At 61.0% G+C, this 17,629-nt stretch carries 15 protein-coding genes and 1 tRNA gene; 11 read left to right on the top strand and 5 right to left on the bottom strand.

Annotated features, from left to right (window positions below):
* Positions 1 to 211 precede the first annotated feature (211 nt).
* Complete coding sequence (locus BM110_RS12795; protein ID WP_071492428.1) at positions 212 to 1,873, bottom strand: OFA family MFS transporter; 1,662 nt, start codon at positions 1,871 to 1,873, stop codon at positions 212 to 214.
* Positions 1,874 to 2,198: 325 nt separating this feature from the next.
* Here BM110_RS12795 and BM110_RS12800 point away from each other — a divergent pair, with 325 nt between their 5' ends.
* The 4 genes from BM110_RS12800 (at position 2,199) to BM110_RS12815 (ending at position 5,921) form a co-directional block, all read left to right on the top strand.
* Positions 2,199 to 4,409 (top strand): AsmA family protein, encoded by a 2,211-nt coding sequence (locus BM110_RS12800; protein WP_092246266.1) that lies wholly within the window; start codon positions 2,199 to 2,201, stop codon positions 4,407 to 4,409.
* Complete coding sequence (gene mutY / locus BM110_RS12805) at positions 4,406 to 5,473, top strand: A/G-specific adenine glycosylase (RefSeq protein WP_071492430.1); 1,068 nt, start codon at positions 4,406 to 4,408, stop codon at positions 5,471 to 5,473. The genes BM110_RS12800 and mutY overlap by 4 nt, the downstream gene beginning before the upstream one ends.
* Positions 5,470 to 5,742 carry an oxidative damage protection protein gene (locus BM110_RS12810; RefSeq protein ID WP_028615361.1) on the top strand — a complete coding sequence of 91 codons (273 nt, stop codon included), beginning with the start codon at positions 5,470 to 5,472 and terminating at the stop codon, positions 5,740 to 5,742. Before mutY ends, BM110_RS12810 begins: the two co-directional genes overlap by 4 nt.
* 103 nt (positions 5,743 to 5,845) lie before the next feature.
* Positions 5,846 to 5,921 (top strand) — tRNA-Phe (locus BM110_RS12815).
* A 132-nt stretch (positions 5,922 to 6,053) separates the two neighbouring features.
* Here BM110_RS12815 and BM110_RS12820 read toward each other — a convergent pair.
* Positions 6,054 to 7,646, bottom strand: coding sequence for an ArnT family glycosyltransferase (locus tag BM110_RS12820; RefSeq protein WP_092246263.1), 1,593 nt, complete (start codon positions 7,644 to 7,646; stop codon positions 6,054 to 6,056).
* 87 nt (positions 7,647 to 7,733) lie between these two features.
* Positions 7,734 to 8,699 (bottom strand): arsenic resistance protein, encoded by a 966-nt coding sequence (locus BM110_RS12825; protein ID WP_093513498.1) that lies wholly within the window; start codon positions 8,697 to 8,699, stop codon positions 7,734 to 7,736.
* 178 nt (positions 8,700 to 8,877) lie between these two features.
* On the opposite strand from BM110_RS12825, the gene BM110_RS12830 reads away from it, so the two are divergent.
* On the top strand, positions 8,878 to 9,855 hold the full coding sequence (locus tag BM110_RS12830) for an alpha/beta hydrolase family protein (RefSeq protein WP_093513499.1): 978 nt from the start codon (positions 8,878 to 8,880) through the stop codon (positions 9,853 to 9,855).
* Positions 9,856 to 9,867: 12 nt separating this feature from the next.
* Positions 9,868 to 10,281, top strand: coding sequence for a hypothetical protein (locus BM110_RS12835; RefSeq protein WP_071492434.1), 414 nt, complete (start codon positions 9,868 to 9,870; stop codon positions 10,279 to 10,281).
* A 42-nt stretch (positions 10,282 to 10,323) separates the two neighbouring features.
* Here BM110_RS12835 and gabP read toward each other — a convergent pair whose 3' ends face one another.
* Positions 10,324 to 11,715, bottom strand: a complete 1,392-nt coding sequence (gene gabP / locus BM110_RS12840; RefSeq protein WP_093513500.1) for a GABA permease — start codon at positions 11,713 to 11,715, stop codon at positions 10,324 to 10,326.
* A gap of 554 nt (positions 11,716 to 12,269) precedes the next feature.
* On the opposite strand from gabP, the gene BM110_RS12845 reads away from it, so the two are divergent.
* From BM110_RS12845 to BM110_RS12865, 5 genes are all read left to right on the top strand, one after another.
* Positions 12,270 to 13,043, top strand: coding sequence for an ABC transporter ATP-binding protein (locus BM110_RS12845; protein ID WP_012721734.1), 774 nt, complete (start codon positions 12,270 to 12,272; stop codon positions 13,041 to 13,043).
* Between the two features lie 13 nt (positions 13,044 to 13,056).
* Entirely contained in the window at positions 13,057 to 13,809 is a 753-nt protein-coding gene (locus BM110_RS12850; RefSeq protein ID WP_071492436.1) for an ABC transporter substrate-binding protein, read from the top strand.
* A 74-nt stretch (positions 13,810 to 13,883) separates the two neighbouring features.
* A complete protein-coding gene (locus BM110_RS12855) occupies positions 13,884 to 14,579 on the top strand; it encodes an ABC transporter permease (RefSeq protein WP_016979103.1) in 696 nt (231 codons plus the stop codon).
* Between the two features lie 38 nt (positions 14,580 to 14,617).
* Complete coding sequence (locus BM110_RS12860) at positions 14,618 to 15,307, top strand: ABC transporter permease (protein WP_092246670.1); 690 nt, start codon at positions 14,618 to 14,620, stop codon at positions 15,305 to 15,307.
* Complete coding sequence (locus BM110_RS12865) at positions 15,288 to 16,475, top strand: methyltransferase (protein WP_093513501.1); 1,188 nt, start codon at positions 15,288 to 15,290, stop codon at positions 16,473 to 16,475. The genes BM110_RS12860 and BM110_RS12865 overlap by 20 nt, the downstream gene beginning before the upstream one ends.
* Before the next feature lie 241 nt (positions 16,476 to 16,716).
* Here the strand turns inward: BM110_RS12865 and bcsQ are convergent, their stop codons facing one another.
* The gene (gene bcsQ / locus BM110_RS12870; protein ID WP_092246248.1) at positions 16,717 to 17,619 is read right to left on the bottom strand and encodes a cellulose biosynthesis protein BcsQ; all 903 of its coding nucleotides are present in this window, start codon (positions 17,617 to 17,619) and stop codon (positions 16,717 to 16,719) included.
* Positions 17,620 to 17,629 lie beyond the last annotated feature (10 nt).

The raw sequence follows: 17,629 nt of genomic DNA on the forward strand, positions 1-17,629 counted from the left end.
TTATAGGGGCGCGGGCGCCAAACAGAAACATCGGAGGGGATAAGACTGATGGAGTGTCGGGGATAGACATGTGCATACATGTGAGAACCAGCTTTTGTGGAGCTGGCTTGCCTGCGATGCAGGCACCTCGGCGTTTCAGTTGCACCGAGGTGATGCCATCGCGGGCAAGCCCGGCTCCCACAGGAACCGCGCCCACAAAATTTTTGCGGTGTTAGTGGAACAGGACTGCGGTCTTCTGCAGGGTCACCCACACACCCCACGCCAACGGAATACCCACCACCAGCCAGGCAGCGATCGCCAATGGCACGGTGCCAGGGGCTGCTTTCCACTCCAGGGAAGTGGTGGCATCCGCGCCTTTGTCATGGCCCAGCGCCTGTTCGGCGGCCAGTTCGGCGTCGGTCATGAAGTACTTGTCCGCCACCGGGCGGACCAGCAGGTTGCAGATGAAGCCCAGCACCAGCAGGCCAGCGAGGATGTACAAGGTGATGTCATAGGCCGCAGCGCGTTCAACGCCGATGCTCAGTTGATACTCACGCAGGTAGTTCACCAACACCGGGCCCAACACGCCAGCCGCCGCCCAGGCGGTCAACAGGCGACCGTGGATCGCGCCGACCATTTGCGTACCGAACAGGTCGGCCAGGTAGGCCGGGACGGTCGCAAAACCACCGCCGTACATCGACAGGATGATGCAGAACGCCGCCACGAACAGCGCCACGTTGCCCAGGTGCCCCAGGTTCGGGATCAGCGCGTACAGGGCAAAGCCCAGGGCGAAGAACACGAAGTAGGTGTTTTTGCGGCCCAGGTAGTCGGAGAACGACGCCCAGAAGAACCGGCCACCGATGTTGAACAGGCTCAACAGGCCAGTGAAGCCCGCCGCAATGGCGGCGATGGAGGCCAGTTGACCGGCGTCCAGCTGGCCGAATGGCACATCCACACCCAGCAACTTGCCGCCGAACACTTCCTGCAGCAGGGGCGAAGCCATGCCGAGGATGCCGATACCGGCGGACACGTTCAGGCACAGCACCAGCCATACCAGGCGGAATTGCGGGGTTTTCCACGCCACGTTCACGTGTACGTGACGGTGGGTGATCATTGCATTGCTGGCTTTTTTCGCCGGCGCGGTCCAGCCTTCAGGCTTCCAGCCGGTCGGCGGGACGCGGTAGGACAAGGCGCCACCGATCATGAACACGAAGTAGATCGCGGCCATCACCAGGAAGCTCTGCCACACGCCCACGCTGGTGGGCGTAGCAAAGTGACCCATCAATGCCGCTGCCAACGGGGCACCCACCATCGCGCCACCGCCGAAGCCCATGATCGCCATGCCGGTGGCCATCCCGCGCTTGTCCGGGAACCACTTGATCAGGGTCGACACGGGCGAGATATAGCCCAGGCCCAGGCCGATACCGCCAATGACCCCGGAGCCGATCCACATCAGCCAGATCTGGTGGGTATAGATCCCCAACGCCGAAATCAACAGGCCGCCACACCAGCACAGCGCCGAAACAACGCCCGCCTTGCGTGGCCCGGCATGTTCCAGCCAGCCGCCCCAGATCGCTGCCGAGCAGCCCAGGAAGATGAAGAACAGCGTGTAGATCCAGCCCAGCATGGAGATGGGCCAGTCGCATTGGGACGAAAAGACTTGAGCGATAAAGCTCATGTCCGGCGCGCAGGCGACCGGTTTGGTGATACCCAGCGCTTTGGACAGTGGCAGCCAGAACACCGAGAAGCCGTAGGCCATGCCGATGCACAGGTGGATGGCCAAGGCGGCCGGCGGAACCAGCCAGCGGTTGAAGCCGGGCTTGGCGATAATGCGTTCCTTGGACAGGAACGCAGGCTGCGCGGCAGATGAAGCTGCCGCAGTGCTAGTGCTCATTGGTGTTTCCCCCAGTTGTTAGTATGTGTCCGTCAGGCGCTCTCTCCCTCGGCCTTGCACGCAAAGCGCGGCCGTTTTGTTGAGTGAAGCTCCGTTTTAGGCGCGACGTTAAGTCGCAGAAGGCGGACGAACATGCAGAGATTAGCATCTGTGGATGACAGAAAAACCAAACTGCCATCACCTTTTTCAGGAAATCTGCTTTGTTTGACGTCAAAAACCCGTTTCCCGGCCCCTGGATACAATGTAACGATCGGGGCACTGACGCAGGCCGTCGGGCGTTATACTCTGCGGCTAAATTTTGAAATCGACATACAAGGACTCGCCCATGAAAGCGTTCGGCAAAATCCTGGGTCTGGTACTTCTCGGGCTGTTGCTGATCATTGTGGCCCTGGGCTTTGCCCTGACCCACCTCTTCGATCCCAACGACTATAAAGATGAGATCCGCCAGATTGCCCGCGACAAGGCCCACATCGAGCTGACGCTCAATGGCGATATCGGCTGGAGCCTGTTCCCCTGGCTCGGGCTGGAACTGCACGAAGCCAGCGTGGCGACCCTGACCAACCCGACCAAACCGTTCGCCGACTTGCAGATGCTCGGCCTGTCGGTACGGGTTTTACCGCTGCTGCGTCGTGAAGTGCAGATGAGCGATGTGCGTGTCGAAGGCCTCAACCTGCGCCTGAACCGCGACAAACAAGGCCATGGCGATTGGGAAGACATCGGCAAGAACGCCAATGAGCCGAGCGCCAGCGCACCCGCTGCCGCGGAACAGGCCGCCGAGCCCGAGCCGGAGAAACCCTCGAAACCTATCCGGCTGGACATCGACAGCCTGACCATCAACAACGCCCGCATCGAATACAACGACGAGCAGACCGGCAAGCAGTTCAGCGCCGAAAGCATCCAGCTGAGCGCCGGCGCCGTGCACGAAGGCGCCAGTATTCCGGTGAAGCTCACTGCCTTCTTCGGCACCAACCAGCCGGTGATGCGCGTCAAGACCGAACTCAACGGCAACCTGCGCATCCAGCGCGCCCTCAAGCGTTATCAGCTGGAAGACATGAAGATCACCGGCGAAGCCACGGGCGAACCGCTGCAAGGCAAGACCGTGACCTTCTCTACCCAGGGCCAACTGCTGGTGGACCAGGCGGCCAATATCGCCGAATGGACCAACCTGAAGCTCTCGGCCAACCAGTTGCGCGCCTTGGGCGAGCTTAAGGTCAACGACCTGGACAAGACCCCGCAGCTCAGCGGCGCCCTGTCCATTGCCCAGTTCGACCTGGCCAAGTTCCTCGACAGCGTCGGCCACCCCCTGCCACCGATGGCCGAGGGCAGCCTGAGCAAGGTCGAACTGGTCAGCCGCCTCAAGGGCACCCCGACCAGCCTGGCGCTGGAAGACCTGAACCTGAAACTCGACGGCAGCACCTTCACCGGTCGCCTGGCGGTGGACGATTTCGCCAAACAGTCGCTGCGCGTGCAGCTCAAGGGCGATACATTCAACGCCGACAACTACCTGCCGGCCAAGTCCGAATCCGCCAAGGGTGCAAGCGCCGCACGCCAGGCCGAGGTGCAGAACAGCGAAGCCGGTGCCATGGCCGCCGGCGGCACCACGCCATTGCCCGACGCCCCGACCAAGGGCGCCTGGAGCACCGACAAGCTGCTGCCATTGACGCGCCTGCGCACGCTGGACGTGGATGCCGACCTCGCCTTCGGTCAACTGACCCTGAGCAAATTGCCGATCCAGAATGCGGCGCTCAAAGCGTCCGGCCTCGACGGCCAACTCAAGCTCGACACCTTGAGCGGCGGTCTCTACAACGGCACCTTCCAGGCCAACGGCAGCCTCGATGTGCGCCAGGATATTCCGGTGCTGGCGTTGCAGAGCCGGATCAAGCAGGTGCCGGTCGAGCGCATCCTGCAGGCCCAGGGGCAGAACCCGCCGGTAAAAGGCCAGATCACCCTGGACAGCAACCTCACAGGCCGCGGCAACAGCCAGAAAGCCCTGATCGACAGCCTCAACGGCACCGCCAGTTTCGTGATCAACAACGGCGTGCTGCTCAACGCCAACCTTGAGCAACAACTGTGCACCGGCATTGCCCTGCTCAACCGCAAGACGCTGAGCAGCACGCCGCCAGGCAAGGACACGCCGTTCCAGGAGCTGAAAGGCAACCTGACCTTCCGTAACGGTGTGGCCAGCAACCCTGACCTGAAAGTGCGCATCCCGGGCCTGACCGTCAATGGTAACGGTGATGTGGACTTGCGCGTGCTGGGCATGGACTACCGCGTCGGCATCATTGTCGAGGGCGACCAGCGCGAAACGCCGGACCCTGCCTGCCAGGTCGGCTCCAACTTCCAGGGCATCGAAGTACCGCTGCGCTGCCGTGGCCCGCTGGAGCTGGGCGCCAAGGCCTGCCGCCTGGACAAGGACGGCTTGACCCAGGTCGCCATCAAGGCGGCCGGCAACAAGCTTAGCGACAAGCTGGAAGAGAAGCTCGACAAGGTGAACCCGCAGTTGAAAGATGCATTGAAGGGCCTGTTCAAGCGATGAGAAACGAGCAGTTTTCAGAGGCCGTGCTCAATTGGTACGACCGCCACGGTCGCCATGACCTGCCCTGGCAACAGGGCATCACGCCTTATCGGGTGTGGGTCTCGGAGATCATGCTGCAGCAGACCCAGGTCAGCACGGTGCTCAATTACTTCGACCGCTTCATGGCGTCATTGCCAACGGTCGAAGCCTTGGCCGCCGCGCCGGAAGATGAAGTGCTGCACCTGTGGACCGGCCTGGGTTACTACACCCGGGCGCGCAACCTGCAAAAGACCGCGAAGATTGTCGTGGCCGAGTACGGTGGCGAGTTTCCCAGGGATGTCGAAAAGCTCACCGAGCTGCCCGGTATCGGCCTGTCCACCGCCGGCGCGATTGCCAGCCTGAGCATGGGCCTGCGTGCGCCGATCCTCGACGGCAACGTCAAGCGCGTGCTGGCGCGGTTTACCGCACAGGAGGGCTACCCCGGCGAACCCAAGGTGGCCAAGCAGCTGTGGGCCACCGCAGAGCGCTTCACGCCCCAGACCCGCGTCAACGCCTACACCCAGGCGATGATGGACATGGGCGCCACCCTCTGCACCCGCAGCAAGCCCAGCTGCCTGCTGTGCCCGCTGGAAAAACATTGCGAAGCCCACATGCTCGGCCTGGAGACGCGCTATCCGATCCCCAAGCCGCGCAAGACCATCCCGCAAAAGCGCACGCTGATGCCGATGCTGGCGAATGCCGAGGGCGCGATCCTGCTTTACCGTCGCCCTTCCACCGGGCTGTGGGGCGGCCTGTGGAGTTTGCCGGAGCTGGATGACCTGCAAGACCTGGAACACCTGGCCCACCAGCATGCGCTGGAACTGGGCAACCAACAGGCGCTGCCGGGGTTGATCCACACCTTCAGCCACTTCCAGCTCGCCATCGAACCCTGGCTGATCCAGGTCGAGGAAACCGCCCATCACGTGGCCGAGGCCGACTGGCTCTGGTATAACCTCGCCACCCCGCCGCGCCTGGGCCTTGCCGCCCCGGTAAAAAAACTGCTGAAACGCGCGGCCGACGTATTGAATGCAGGAGTGTCGTCATGACCCGCACCATCATGTGCCGCAAGTACAAAGAAGAATTGCCCGGCCTGGAACGCCCTCCGTATCCAGGCGCCAAGGGCCAGGACATTTTCGAACATGTCTCGGCCAAAGCCTGGGGCGACTGGTTGAAACACCAGACCCTGCTGATCAACGAAAAACGCCTGAACATGATGAACGCCGAAGATCGCAAATACCTGGCGGGCGAGATGGACAAGTTCTTTTCCGGCGAGGAATACGCCAAGGCCGACGGCTACGTGCCGCCTGCTCAATAATTGATCAAAAACCGGGGCCGGCACGTAAGCGACGGTAATAATTAAATATTTTTCGAAAACTTGCTTGACGACCCCCTGAAAAACCCGTTTAATGCGCCCCGTTGCCCAGATAGCTCAGTCGGTAGAGCAGGGGATTGAAAATCCCCGTGTCGGCGGTTCGATTCCGTCTCTGGGCACCACTATTCAGTTTCAAGTGGTGCAAACGTCATTTGAAACACACAAAAACCCGCCTAGTGCGGTTTTTTTTGTTGTCTGTCATTTATTGCGTTGTCCAGGGGCGGCCTGCGCCACCCCGAAACGAACGACCTCTATTACTTCAACAAGAACACCATCAGCGGATTGTCGTTCAGCCGCCCTTCAAATCTTGGCGTCTGCTTCTCCAGAGGCGTTCCTTGCAGCAACGCGGTTTCCTTGCGCGACACAATTGCCCAGGCGGGTCGAGGCAAAGTCCCCAGTCGCTCAATTTCGCTGCCTTCGATAAAGATCGGTTGCTCATCATGGTCCAGGTTCATCATGTAGCGCACCGCCCAAGTGTCTCGGCCGAGATTGATAAACACCAGCGGCCCCGGCTGCGCGGCACGCAACGCCTCCACCTGGCCGACAAACTTCCGGGTATCGAACTGCATATCCTTGGAGGGCTCCACCACAGTGACCAACACCACCCACTGCGCCATCAACGCGATCAGGCTGAGCCACACCAACCGCCCTCCCCGATGCCAGGCGATCAGCGCCGCCACCTGCAGCACCACCAGCCCGCCAATCAGCAGCGGCAGTGAAACAGCCGGCCAGTAACCGTGCTTCTGCCAGCCATGCCGACACACAAAGATCGCAACCACGCACAACGCCGGCAGCGCGACGACAAGCGCTTCGTAGCAGCGGCGCACGCCCGTGAGCCAGCCTTGCGCCTGGAGCAGCCCATAGGCCGCGACAGCCGCGAACATCGGCACCATGGGCAGGATGTAATAAGCGCGCTTGAAGTGCGGTATCGACAGCCCGAGCAAGATCATCAAGCCGCAGGCACCCAGCCGCGCGACCAGTTGCATGTCGCCCTCAAACCGCTCGGGCCAGCGATGACGCAGGGCAATCATCGTAGCGAGCGCCAATGGCACCACCGGAAAATAGCGGTACAGACTCAGCTGGAAATAGAAGTAGAACGGCTCCCCGGTTTCATCCAGGCGCCCGCCGACCTGCATCTTGAACACCTCATCGGCAAACGCGTCGCCCCCACTGATGCGCGCCAGCTTCACCAGCAGCCACCAACAGGCTGCCAGCAGCACCACGCCGACGATGCCGTGAATCAGCACCTGTTTCACACGCTCGCCAGGCTTGGCCAGTGCCCAATACACACACACCACACCACAGACCTCGATCAACCCCAATGGCCCGCGTATCGCAAAACCCAGGACAAACAGCGGGAACACCGCAAGCCGCCTCCAGCGTCCGCCGCTGTGCAGCAGGTAGAAACTGCCTACACAGAGCAACGCCATCATCTGGTCCAGGCAAACCGAGCGGGACTTTTCGAGCAGTTGGGTGGTAAGCAAGGTCAGCAGCACCGTGAGCAGTGCCCACGGCCGGCTCGCAGGCACCAGCAAGCGATAGACCACCGCGACTACGCCAGCAGAAGCCAGGGCGGTCGGCAGGATATTCGCCAGATGGTTGGGCGCACCGAACAGCCTGGCAAATACATAACTGAAGAAGGTCGCGGTGCCGGGATAATCCGCGTAGGGCTGGCCATAGGTGGTCGGGAAAAAGCTCACGCCATGGCGAAACATCTCTTGCAGGAACAGCGCCCATCGCCCATCAAACCCTTGGGGCTGTTGATCCCAGATGCCCAGGGTGAACAACAATAGAGCGAAGAGGAAAATCCCTGAGGATTCCAGGCGAAAACGGTTGCGGTGATCCATCGGTTGACCTGTCAGGTAAGGGGCGCCGACTTATGGTGCCGACCGCCCTGCTGAATAGCGCCTGAACAGACTGGAAGATTTGTGCGCCTACCGACCTGCGGGCCACACCCACTTCGGGATCAGCCGCACGTAAATCAACTCCCCGACCAGTTCGACCAGGGTTTGCAGGATCACCGCCGTCGCCGCCAACCCGCGCACATCGTCGGGAAGGGCCAGCGCCAAGGGCAGCACCACCAACGAATTGCGTGTCGATGCGCTGAATGTTACCGCCCGCGCCGTTGCGGCCGGGAGCGCAAACAGCCGCGACGCCAGCGCACCCATCAACGGCGCCAACAGCAGAAAGCCGATATACACCGGAATCACCGGCAACAGCAGGTTGATATCCCGCACCACGGAAGTGATTTGCGAACCGATCACCACAAACAACACCAGCGCCATCGCCGGCACGGGCAGCCACGCCCAGGCGCTGCTCCACGCATTGACGACAGATGATCGCCGCGCCAGGGAAGTCGTGAGCACTGCCAGAATCATCGGCATCACAATCAACAACAGGAATGCTCCGACAAATGGTCCCGCCTCCACCACGACCTCAGACTGCGACCCCAGCATCAACCCCAAGTACAACGGCAACAGCGCCAACTGCAGCAGCAACAGCACCGGCGTAGCCGCCAGCATCAGCCGTGAGTCGCCCTTGCCGATATGCGTAAACACCACCACGTAGTCGATGCAAGGCGTCAGCAACACCAGCAACGCCCCCACCAGCAACGCCGGGCGCCCGACCAGGCTTTGGGTCAGCGCCCATACCAGCAAGGGCACCAGGATGAAGTTGGCCAGCAGCAATGCCGAAAGGAAGCGCTTGTTACCCAAGCCTTGGCGCAGGTCCAGAAACGGTATTTGCAGGAACATCGCGTACATCAGCACGGCGATGGCGGGGGTGACCAGTGCGCTGAGATCGTGGGCGAATGAAAGGGGAAGCAGACCGAAAACGACGGCCAGAAACACAGTGACGAGGTAGATCGGAATCTGGTTGTGTTCGAGGGTATCGCGGGTCATAAGGTGGTCTAGTCGAATCGAAAGAGCGCAAGATTATGTATATACCGGCTCCAGGTCGAGCGACATAAGCAGGCGATCCAATCCGTCATTTGATAAACCACTAAATGACAGCGCAAGTGCTGGCAAACTGAGCAACTGTTTCTAGAAAAACAAGAAACCGATCAAGGTCGAGAAACCAATGAATTTGAACGACGCCTCTTTACCATTGCCTCCAGTCCCGCCTGCACGCGATCACAGCGAACCCTTCAAGGAACCCGCCGCCGACGGCCATATCCTGGGCGGCTTCGCCTGGCGCCATATCAGGACCGACCCCGCACGCCCGGTGGTGATCATCAACGCCGCCACCTCCGTACGCTGCCGCCACTACGCTCGCTTCGCCGACTACCTGTTCGCCAACGGCTTCGATGTCATCACCTACGACTACCGTGGCATCGGCGAATCCCGCAACGGCTCGCTGCGCCACTTCAAGGCCTCGTGGTCGGATTGGGGCGTGCTGGATTTCGAGGCGATGCTCACGCGTGCGCAACGGGAGTTCCCAGGGCAGCCGATTGACGTAGTCGCCCACAGCTTTGGCGGTTGCGCGGCAGGACTCGCGGCGTCGGGTGCTGTTATTCGACGGATCGTCACGGTGGGCGCACAGTTCGCCTACTGGCGCGATTACGCACCAAGCGGGCGCTGGCGCATGTTTGCCAAGTGGCATGTGGTAATGCCGCTGCTGACGGCACTGTGCGGATACTTCCCCGGCAAGCGCCTGGGCTGGCTGGAAGATACGCCAGCCGGCGTAGTGCGCGACTGGAGCATGCCGACGCCCCGGTATGAAACACGCCCCAGCGGTCGAGCGCTGGGCAACCTGCCCTTCAGCCGCGTGAAAGCGCAGATACTGGCAATCAGCATCACGGATGACCCCTTCGGCACCGTGGCGGCCATCGAGCGGTTGCTGGGTTATTTTGACGGCAGCGAGCGTACGCACCTGCGCATAGCGCCGGAAGATATCGGTGAAAACCAGGTCGGGCATTTCGCCTTTTTCCGCAGCGAATATCAGGACCGGTTGTGGCCGATTGCATTGGCGTGGCTTCAAAACGGTCAATTGGCGGCAGATACCCTTGGGATTTCCCCCAACCTGCGCTTCAATACTCCCCCCGATCCAGAACCCTAGGACGCCAACCCCATGGCCTCGCCGAACAAGCAGCAAAAACGCGCCCACCGGGCAAAGGCCAAGGCCAAGCAGAACCGCACCCAGCGCGCCGTCGCGACCAAACCGGATGCGTTTGCCGGCGATGACAGCCGCATTGACTTGGAGTCGGTGGATTTGACGGAGATGTTTGTCGAGATGCGCACCGCAGGCGAAACCAGCCAGCAGGCGTTGTGCACGGCATTCCTGGCGCACCCGCTGTTGGCGCTGGTGCTGGAGCAGGAAGGCGAAGAGCAAGCCACCGATTTCATCCTGGCGGCGCTGATCGAGTATCGACAGTGGGCGACGGATACCGATGATGAGGCGGCTGCATTGGCGTGGATCGAGTCGCCGCAGTTCCAGGCGGATTACGTCGCGGCGTCTCAGGCGCTGATCACCCCAGAAGCCTGACGCGAAAACAAAGTGGGAGGGGCTTGCCCCTCCCACATTGGGTCAGTTAAGTACCGCAGCGCCCACTCGCTGCGCCTTGCGGCGACTCGCCACCATCAGCCCCGCCGCCACTACCAGCAAGCTCAGCACACCGGTCGCAATGATCTCGACCCGATGCGCTTCCTGGAACAGCATGATGGTCAACGTCCCCACGATGAACACCATCACCGCGTAGGTCAGGCCAGGGAACAGCCACATCTTGAAGACAATCTTCTCGCCCGCCGCCGTGCGCTTCTGGCGCATGCGCAGTTGCGATACTGCGATCACCAGGTACACCAGCAGCGCGATGGCGCCGGAGCTGGCCAGCAGGAACTCGAACACCGCCGCCGGGGCCACGTAGTTGGCGAAGACCGCCAGGAACGCCGCACCGGTGGACAACAACACCGCCCAGTAAGGCGTGCCGCTCTTGTTGGTACGCTTGGCAACAGCCGGTGCATCACCGCGACGGCCCAGGGAGAACAGCATGCGCGAAGCGGTATACAGCGCCGAGTTCAAGCAACTTGTCACGGCCACCAGTACCACCAGGTCGACGATCAGCTTGGCATTCGGGATACCCATGCGTTCCAGCACGGTCTGGTAGGAACCCACGGCCGCCAGGGTCGGATCGTTCCAAGGCACCAGGGACACCACGATGAAGATCGACAGCAGGTAGAACAAACCAATCCGCCAGATCACCGAGTTGGTGGCCTTGGTGATTTGCTGGCCTGGGTTCTTCGATTCAGCGGCGGCGATGGTGACGATCTCGGTACCCATGAACGAGAACATGGTGGTCAGGATCGCAGCCAGTACGGCGCCCATGCCGTTTGGCATAAAGCCCTGGGTATCGAACAGATGGGAAACACCGCTGACCTGGCTGGTCGGCAGGAAACCGAAAATCGCGGCCAGGCCAAGGATCACGAAGCCTACGATCGCCACGACCTTGATCAACGCGAACCAGAACTCGAACTCGCCGTAGTTCTTCACGCTGAACAGGTTGGTCGCCGTCAGCAGCAGGGTGATGATCAGAGTAAAGGCCCAGATAGCCACATCCGGGAACCAGGCATGCAGGATGGTCGCGGCGGCGTTGGCTTCCAACGGAATCACCAAGACCCAGAACCACCAGTACAACCAGCCGATGGTAAAGCCGGCCCAATGGCCAATCGCACGGTCGGCATAAGTGGAGAACGAACCGGTGTCCGGCGACGCCACGGCCATTTCGGCCAGCATGCGCATCACCAATACCACCAGCGTGCCCGCTGCGGCATACGCCAGCAGTACGGCCGGGCCGGCGGCAGCAATCGCGTGGCCGGAGCCGACAAACAGACCGGCACCGATGACGCCGGCAATCGACAGCATGGTGACGTGACGCGGTTTTAGCCCCTGTTCGAGGTCATTGGAGCTTTGCGTACTACTCATTGACACACCTTTGCGAGGAATTGCGAAAACGGTCCACCCGGCCCGGGATCTTTCTCGTGAAAAGAAACCAACAGGGCGTTCTTTATTTTTTACGCAAGATTTGCGCCAAAATGTTACAGAGCCACGATTGACGCGGGCTGTAGGACGATTCAACAACCATCGCAAGTCATTGAGAACAATGGCATTCCGCTATAGCGTTACCGTGCGACTCACATTCAAGACGAATAAACGCACCATAAACACACACAAAAAGTACGTGACGCTCCATAAAAGGGCTGATAAGCACCGTTTGCCCGGTTAACCCTTCCAACACCCGGCCAAAGCTGGCACCATCGCGCCCTTTTTTACGCAAAGCCTGCGGTTTTCCGGGTTCAAACGGTTGTTCGGTTGTTGATGGCGCGACACGCTGCTGTGCCGATGCGACACCCCGCCGCACACCATCGGTTTACCGCCGGCCGCGCTGTTGGCTGCCATCAGGACGCTATGCTAGCTTGGCGCCTCGCCAGGAAGGCGGCCCAACAGCAGGATTGCAACGAACACAATGAGGACCCCACATGGCCGAGGCCACGCCCGCGCTTGAAATCCGCAACTTGCATAAACGCTATGGTGAGCTGGAGGTACTCAAAGGTATCTCGCTGACCGCTCGCGACGGCGATGTGATCTCGATCCTGGGTTCCTCCGGTTCCGGCAAGTCCACCTTCCTGCGCTGCATCAACCTGCTGGAAAACCCGCACCAGGGCCAGATCCTGGTGGCCGGCGAAGAACTCAAGCTCAAGGCCGCGAAAAACGGCGAACTGATGGCCGCAGACGGCAAGCAGATCAACCGCCTGCGCAGCGAAATCGGTTTTGTGTTTCAAAACTTTAACCTGTGGCCGCACATGAGCATCCTCGACAACATCATCGAGGCCCCGCGCCGCGTGCTCGGCCAAAGCAAGGCCGAAGCCATCGAAGTCGCCGAAGCGCTGCTGGACAAGGTCGGCATTGCCGACAAGCGCCACGCCTACCCCGCGCAATTGTCCGGTGGCCAGCAACAACGGGCCGCCATCGCGCGCACCCTGGCGATGCAGCCCAAGGTCATCCTGTTCGACGAGCCCACTTCCGCGCTTGACCCGGAAATGGTTCAGGAAGTACTTAATGTGATCCGCGCGCTGGCCGAAGAAGGCCGCACCATGCTGCTGGTCACCCATGAAATGGGCTTCGCCCGTCAGGTGTCCAGTGAAGTGGTGTTCCTCCACCAGGGCCTGGTCGAAGAGCAAGGATCGCCACAGCAGGTGTTTGAAAACCCGCTTTCGGCGCGCTGCAAACAATTCATGTCCAGCAACCGCTAACGGAGCAACATGCATGCAGAACTATAAAAAATTCCTTCTGGCCGCGGCCGTCTCGATGGCGTTCAGCGCCACGGCCATGGCAGAAACCTTGAAAATGGGGATTGAAGCGGCCTACCCGCCGTTCAACAACAAAGACGCGAGCGGCAACGTGGTCGGCTTCGACAAAGACATCGGCGACGCCCTGTGCGCCAAGATGAAAGTCGAGAAGTGCGAAGTGTATGTGTCCGACTGGGACGGCATCATCCCGGCCCTGAACGCCAAGAAGTTCGACTTCCTGGTGTCCTCGCTGTCGATCACCGACGAGCGCAAGCAGGCCGTCGACTTCACCGACCCGTACTACTCCAACAAGCTGCAATTCATCGCGCCTAAAGCCACCGCCGACTTCAAGACTGACGCGGCGTACCTGAAAGGCAAGGTCATCGGTGCACAACGCGCGACGCTGGCCGGTACCTACCTGGAAGACAAGCTGCCTGAAACCGAAGCCAAGCTGTACGACACCCAGGAAAACGCCTACCTCGACCTGACCTCCGGTCGCCTGGATGGCATCCTCGCCGACAAGTACGTGCAGTACGAATGGCTCAAGAGCAAAGACGGTTCGGCCTACGAGTTCAAGGGCGACCCGGTTGTAGAAAGCGACAAGATCGGTATCGCCGTACGCAAGGGCGACCCACTGCGCGAGCGCCTGAACAAAGCCCTGGCAGAGATCAAGGCAGACGGCACCTACAAGAAGATCAACGACAAGTACTTCCCTTTCAGCATCGAATGATCTGAACGGTATGCCCGACGCGCTCACCTGAGCGCGTCGGCTTTTTGCAATGCCTGCCGCGATATGAAAACACCATGAATTTCGATCTCTACGGATTCGGCCCGGCGCTTGCCGCCGGCGCGCTGATGACCGTCAAACTGGCGCTCACGGCCCTGTGCCTGGGGTTGGTGCTCGGCCTTGCCGGGGCCTTGGCCAAGACTTCGCCGTACAAGCCGCTGCAATGGGTGGGCGGTGCGTATTCGACCATCGTGCGTGGCATTCCCGAATTGCTGTGGGTGCTGCTGATTTACTTCGGCACGGTCAACCTGATGCGTGCCCTCGGTGAGTTCTTCGGCAACCCCGACCTTTCCCTGAGTGCCTTCGCCGCCGGGGTCATTGCCCTGGGCCTGTGCTTTGGCGCCTACGCGACCGAAGTGTTCCGTGGCGCGATCCTCGCCATTCCCAAGGGCCACCGTGAAGCGGGTGTAGCCTTGGGGCTGTCCAAGTTCCGGATCTTCACCCGGCTGATCATGCCGCAGATGTGGCGCATCGCCCTGCCGGGCCTGGGCAACCTGTTCATGATCCTGATGAAGGACACCGCCCTCGTATCGGTGATCGGCCTGGAAGAAATCATGCGCCATGCGCAGATCGGCGTGACTGTCACCAAGCAGCCCTTCACCTTCTTCATGGTCGCCGCCTTCATGTACCTGGGCCTCACCGTGCTGGCCATGACCGGCATGCACTTCCTGGAAAAACGCGCCGCCCGCGGCTTTGCAAGGAGCACCCAATGAGCGGCGACTACAGCTGGCTGGCGCATTTCGACCTGGGCCTGAACTGGTCCGTGATCATCAAGTGGCTGCCCAAGTTGGCCCAGGGCGCCATTCTGACCCTGGAGCTGGTGGCCATTGCGGTGATCGCCGGCCTGCTGCTGGCGATCCCGCTGGGCATCGCCCGTTCCTCGCGCCGCTGGTACGTCAGCGCCCTGCCCTACGCCTATATTTTCTTCTTCCGTGGCACGCCGCTCCTGGTGCAGTTGTTCCTGGTGTACTACGGCCTGGCGCAGTTCGATTCAGTGCGCGAGAGCTTCATGTGGCCCTACCTGCGCGATCCGTTCTGGTGCGCCACCGCCACCATGACCCTGCACACCGCCGCCTATATCGCCGAGATCCTGCGCGGCGCCATCCAGGCCATCCCGCCCGGCGAGATCGAAGCGGCACGAGCCCTGGGCATGTCCAGGCCGAAGACGCTGTTCTACATCATCCTGCCGCGTGCCTCGCGCATCGGCCTGCCGGCGTACAGCAACGAAGTGATCCTGATGCTCAAGGCCAGCGCCCTGGCCAGTACCGTTACCCTGCTGGAATTGACCGGCATGGCACGGACCATCATTGCCCGTACCTACTTGCCGGTAGAGATCTTCTTCGCTGCGGGCCTGTTCTACCTGTTGATGGCCTACGTGCTGGTACGCGCCTTCAAACTGCTGGAACGCTGGCTGCGCGTCGATGCCTGCCAAGGACGTTGAGGCACGCTTCCAGGCGCTGGATGCGTTCCTGATCGAGCACCAAGGGCTGTGGAAACCACGGCCCTTTACTCATCGGCACTTGCCCTGGGAAACCCAGCACCCCGAACTCGCCCAGTGGCTGCGGCAACGCTCGCTGGACGACGCCGAAACCTGTCACAACCACCCCCATGACCTGCCGGCACCGGCGCCTTTTGCGCAACTCGCCGCGCACGCTCGCGCGCTCAGTGCTGTGGATAAGTTACCGACGCACCCCCTGGCTCCTGCTCGTCACCGCCTGAACGTCGATGTTCCGGGCCGCAAGTGGGAACAGATTGAAGCCTTCGGCAGTGCGCTGCAGTTTGCGCAAGCCCCCACACACTGGCTGGACTGGTGTTCAGGCAAGGGCCACCTGGGTCGCCGGCTGTTGCAAGCCGATCAGGCCCTGACCTGCCTGGAATACGACCCGGCACTGATCGCGGCAGGCCAGGCCTTGAGCGATCACCATGGCCTGTCCGCCACCCATCGCTTGCAAGATGTGATGGCCGATGTGGCGATCCACGCCGAACACACCCCCGTCGCCCTGCACGCCTGTGGCGACCTGCATGTGCGCCTGCTGCAACTGGCCAGCGCGGTCGGCTGCAAGCAGCTGGCGCTGGCGCCATGCTGCTACAACCGCATCACTGCCGACACCTACCAGCCACTGTCCAACGCAGGCCGTGCTTCAACCCTGCAACTGTCCATCGATGACCTCGGCCTGCCGCTGAGCGAAACCGTCACTGCTGGCAAACGCGTGCGCTTGCAACGCGATACGTCCATGGCACGGCGCCTGGGTTTCGACCAACTGCAACGCGAACTGCGCGGCCTCGACGAATACCTGCCCACACCGTCCCTGCCTGCCCGTTGGCTGGACAAGCCCTTCGCCGATTACTGCCGGGAGCTGGCGAACCTCAAAGGGTTATCCACAGGTGAACAGGATTGGTCGGCGCTTGAGGCCCACGGCTGGCGCCGCCTGGCTGAGGTGAGAAACCTGGAATTGGTGCGTGGTCTGTTTCGGCGCCCGCTTGAGGTTTGGCTGGTGCTGGATCGGGCGTTGTTTCTCGGTGAGAACGGCTACAAGGTCTACGTAGGCACCTTCTGCGATCCTGCACTGACGCCGCGCAACTTGATGGTGCTTGCCGAGCGCGATTAGAGGGCAAAATTGTCGCAGCGCAGCCTGTGGATAACTCTGTTGATGGATTCTTTACGGGGCCTGTAGGCATCTGCGCTACAGGCCAAAAGCCGTACTGGTCATTTTTTGTTCACAAAATAAAATGCACGCAAAACAGGCAGTTGCAGCGTGATGAGAACAGCTCCACAAAATGGCTGTTGGGTGACAGGTGCATCCAACCGATTGTGCATAAGCATCTGGGGTCAAGCGTATAACCAGCGCTTTATGCCCGGGTGTTTGGCGCCTTCAGCAGTTGGCAAAGATCGTTGATATCGTCACCCGCCAGGCCCTTCTCTGCGCTTTCCACCGGGTCGTCACCAGAAGCCAGCGCTTCATGGATCCGCATGTCGCGATGCACTTGCAGCGCCTCTTTCCCCAGCCTCTGGGTAAAGGCCTCGATCATGTCCAGGCAGAAAGCATTCCTTTCATCCACTTGGTTGATAACCACGTGCACGCGAGGCGCGTGTCCACTTTCAAGGTGCGGGGCAAGCAGTGCATCCAGATGGTCGAGGGTGCCCAGGCATGCAGCGTCTGCCTGCACAATGACCAGCACCACATCGGCGACACTCAGCGCTTGATGGAAGTAGATGTTGTTACCGGCAGGTGTGTCGATGATCACTGTCTGTCGCGCACTTAAGTCGAGGGCTGCCAGGTGTTGAGCCAGCCAGCGCGGCTCCTGCTTGAGCCAGCGCTCCAGGCTTTCCTGCTGTGGGATATCGATTTCGCCAAAGGGGATCACCTGGCAGCCGGCGAAGCTGAGCTGTTGAAGCGGGTTCCATGGCCCATGTTCCAGGCTGGTACGCCCGATGCCCGGCAACGCCGGACTCACGCCGAAGTGAAGATGCAAGGCGTTCTGCGGGTCCAGGTCCAGGGCCACGACGGACTCGCCCTGACGCTGCAGACCACTGCTCAAGGCAGTGGCCAGGGTACTGCGGCCGACGCCGCCATTGATCGACACCAGCGCCACCACTTTTGGCTTGAGGGGCACGGTGTCTGCGTCGTGGCTGACGGCAACATCATCCGCGCGGGGAATACTGCCGAAGAAATGCATCCGCGCCTCCTTGCCGCGCTCATCCTGGCAGATGTCCTTGCCGAGCAAGGCTAAAAGACCATTGGTAATGCTCATAGCGGACCCC

Origin of the sequence: Pseudomonas sp. NFPP28 (assembly GCF_900115535.1) — a bacterium.
In the GTDB taxonomy this organism is placed as follows: Bacteria; Pseudomonadota; Gammaproteobacteria; order Pseudomonadales; family Pseudomonadaceae; genus Aquipseudomonas; species Aquipseudomonas extremorientalis.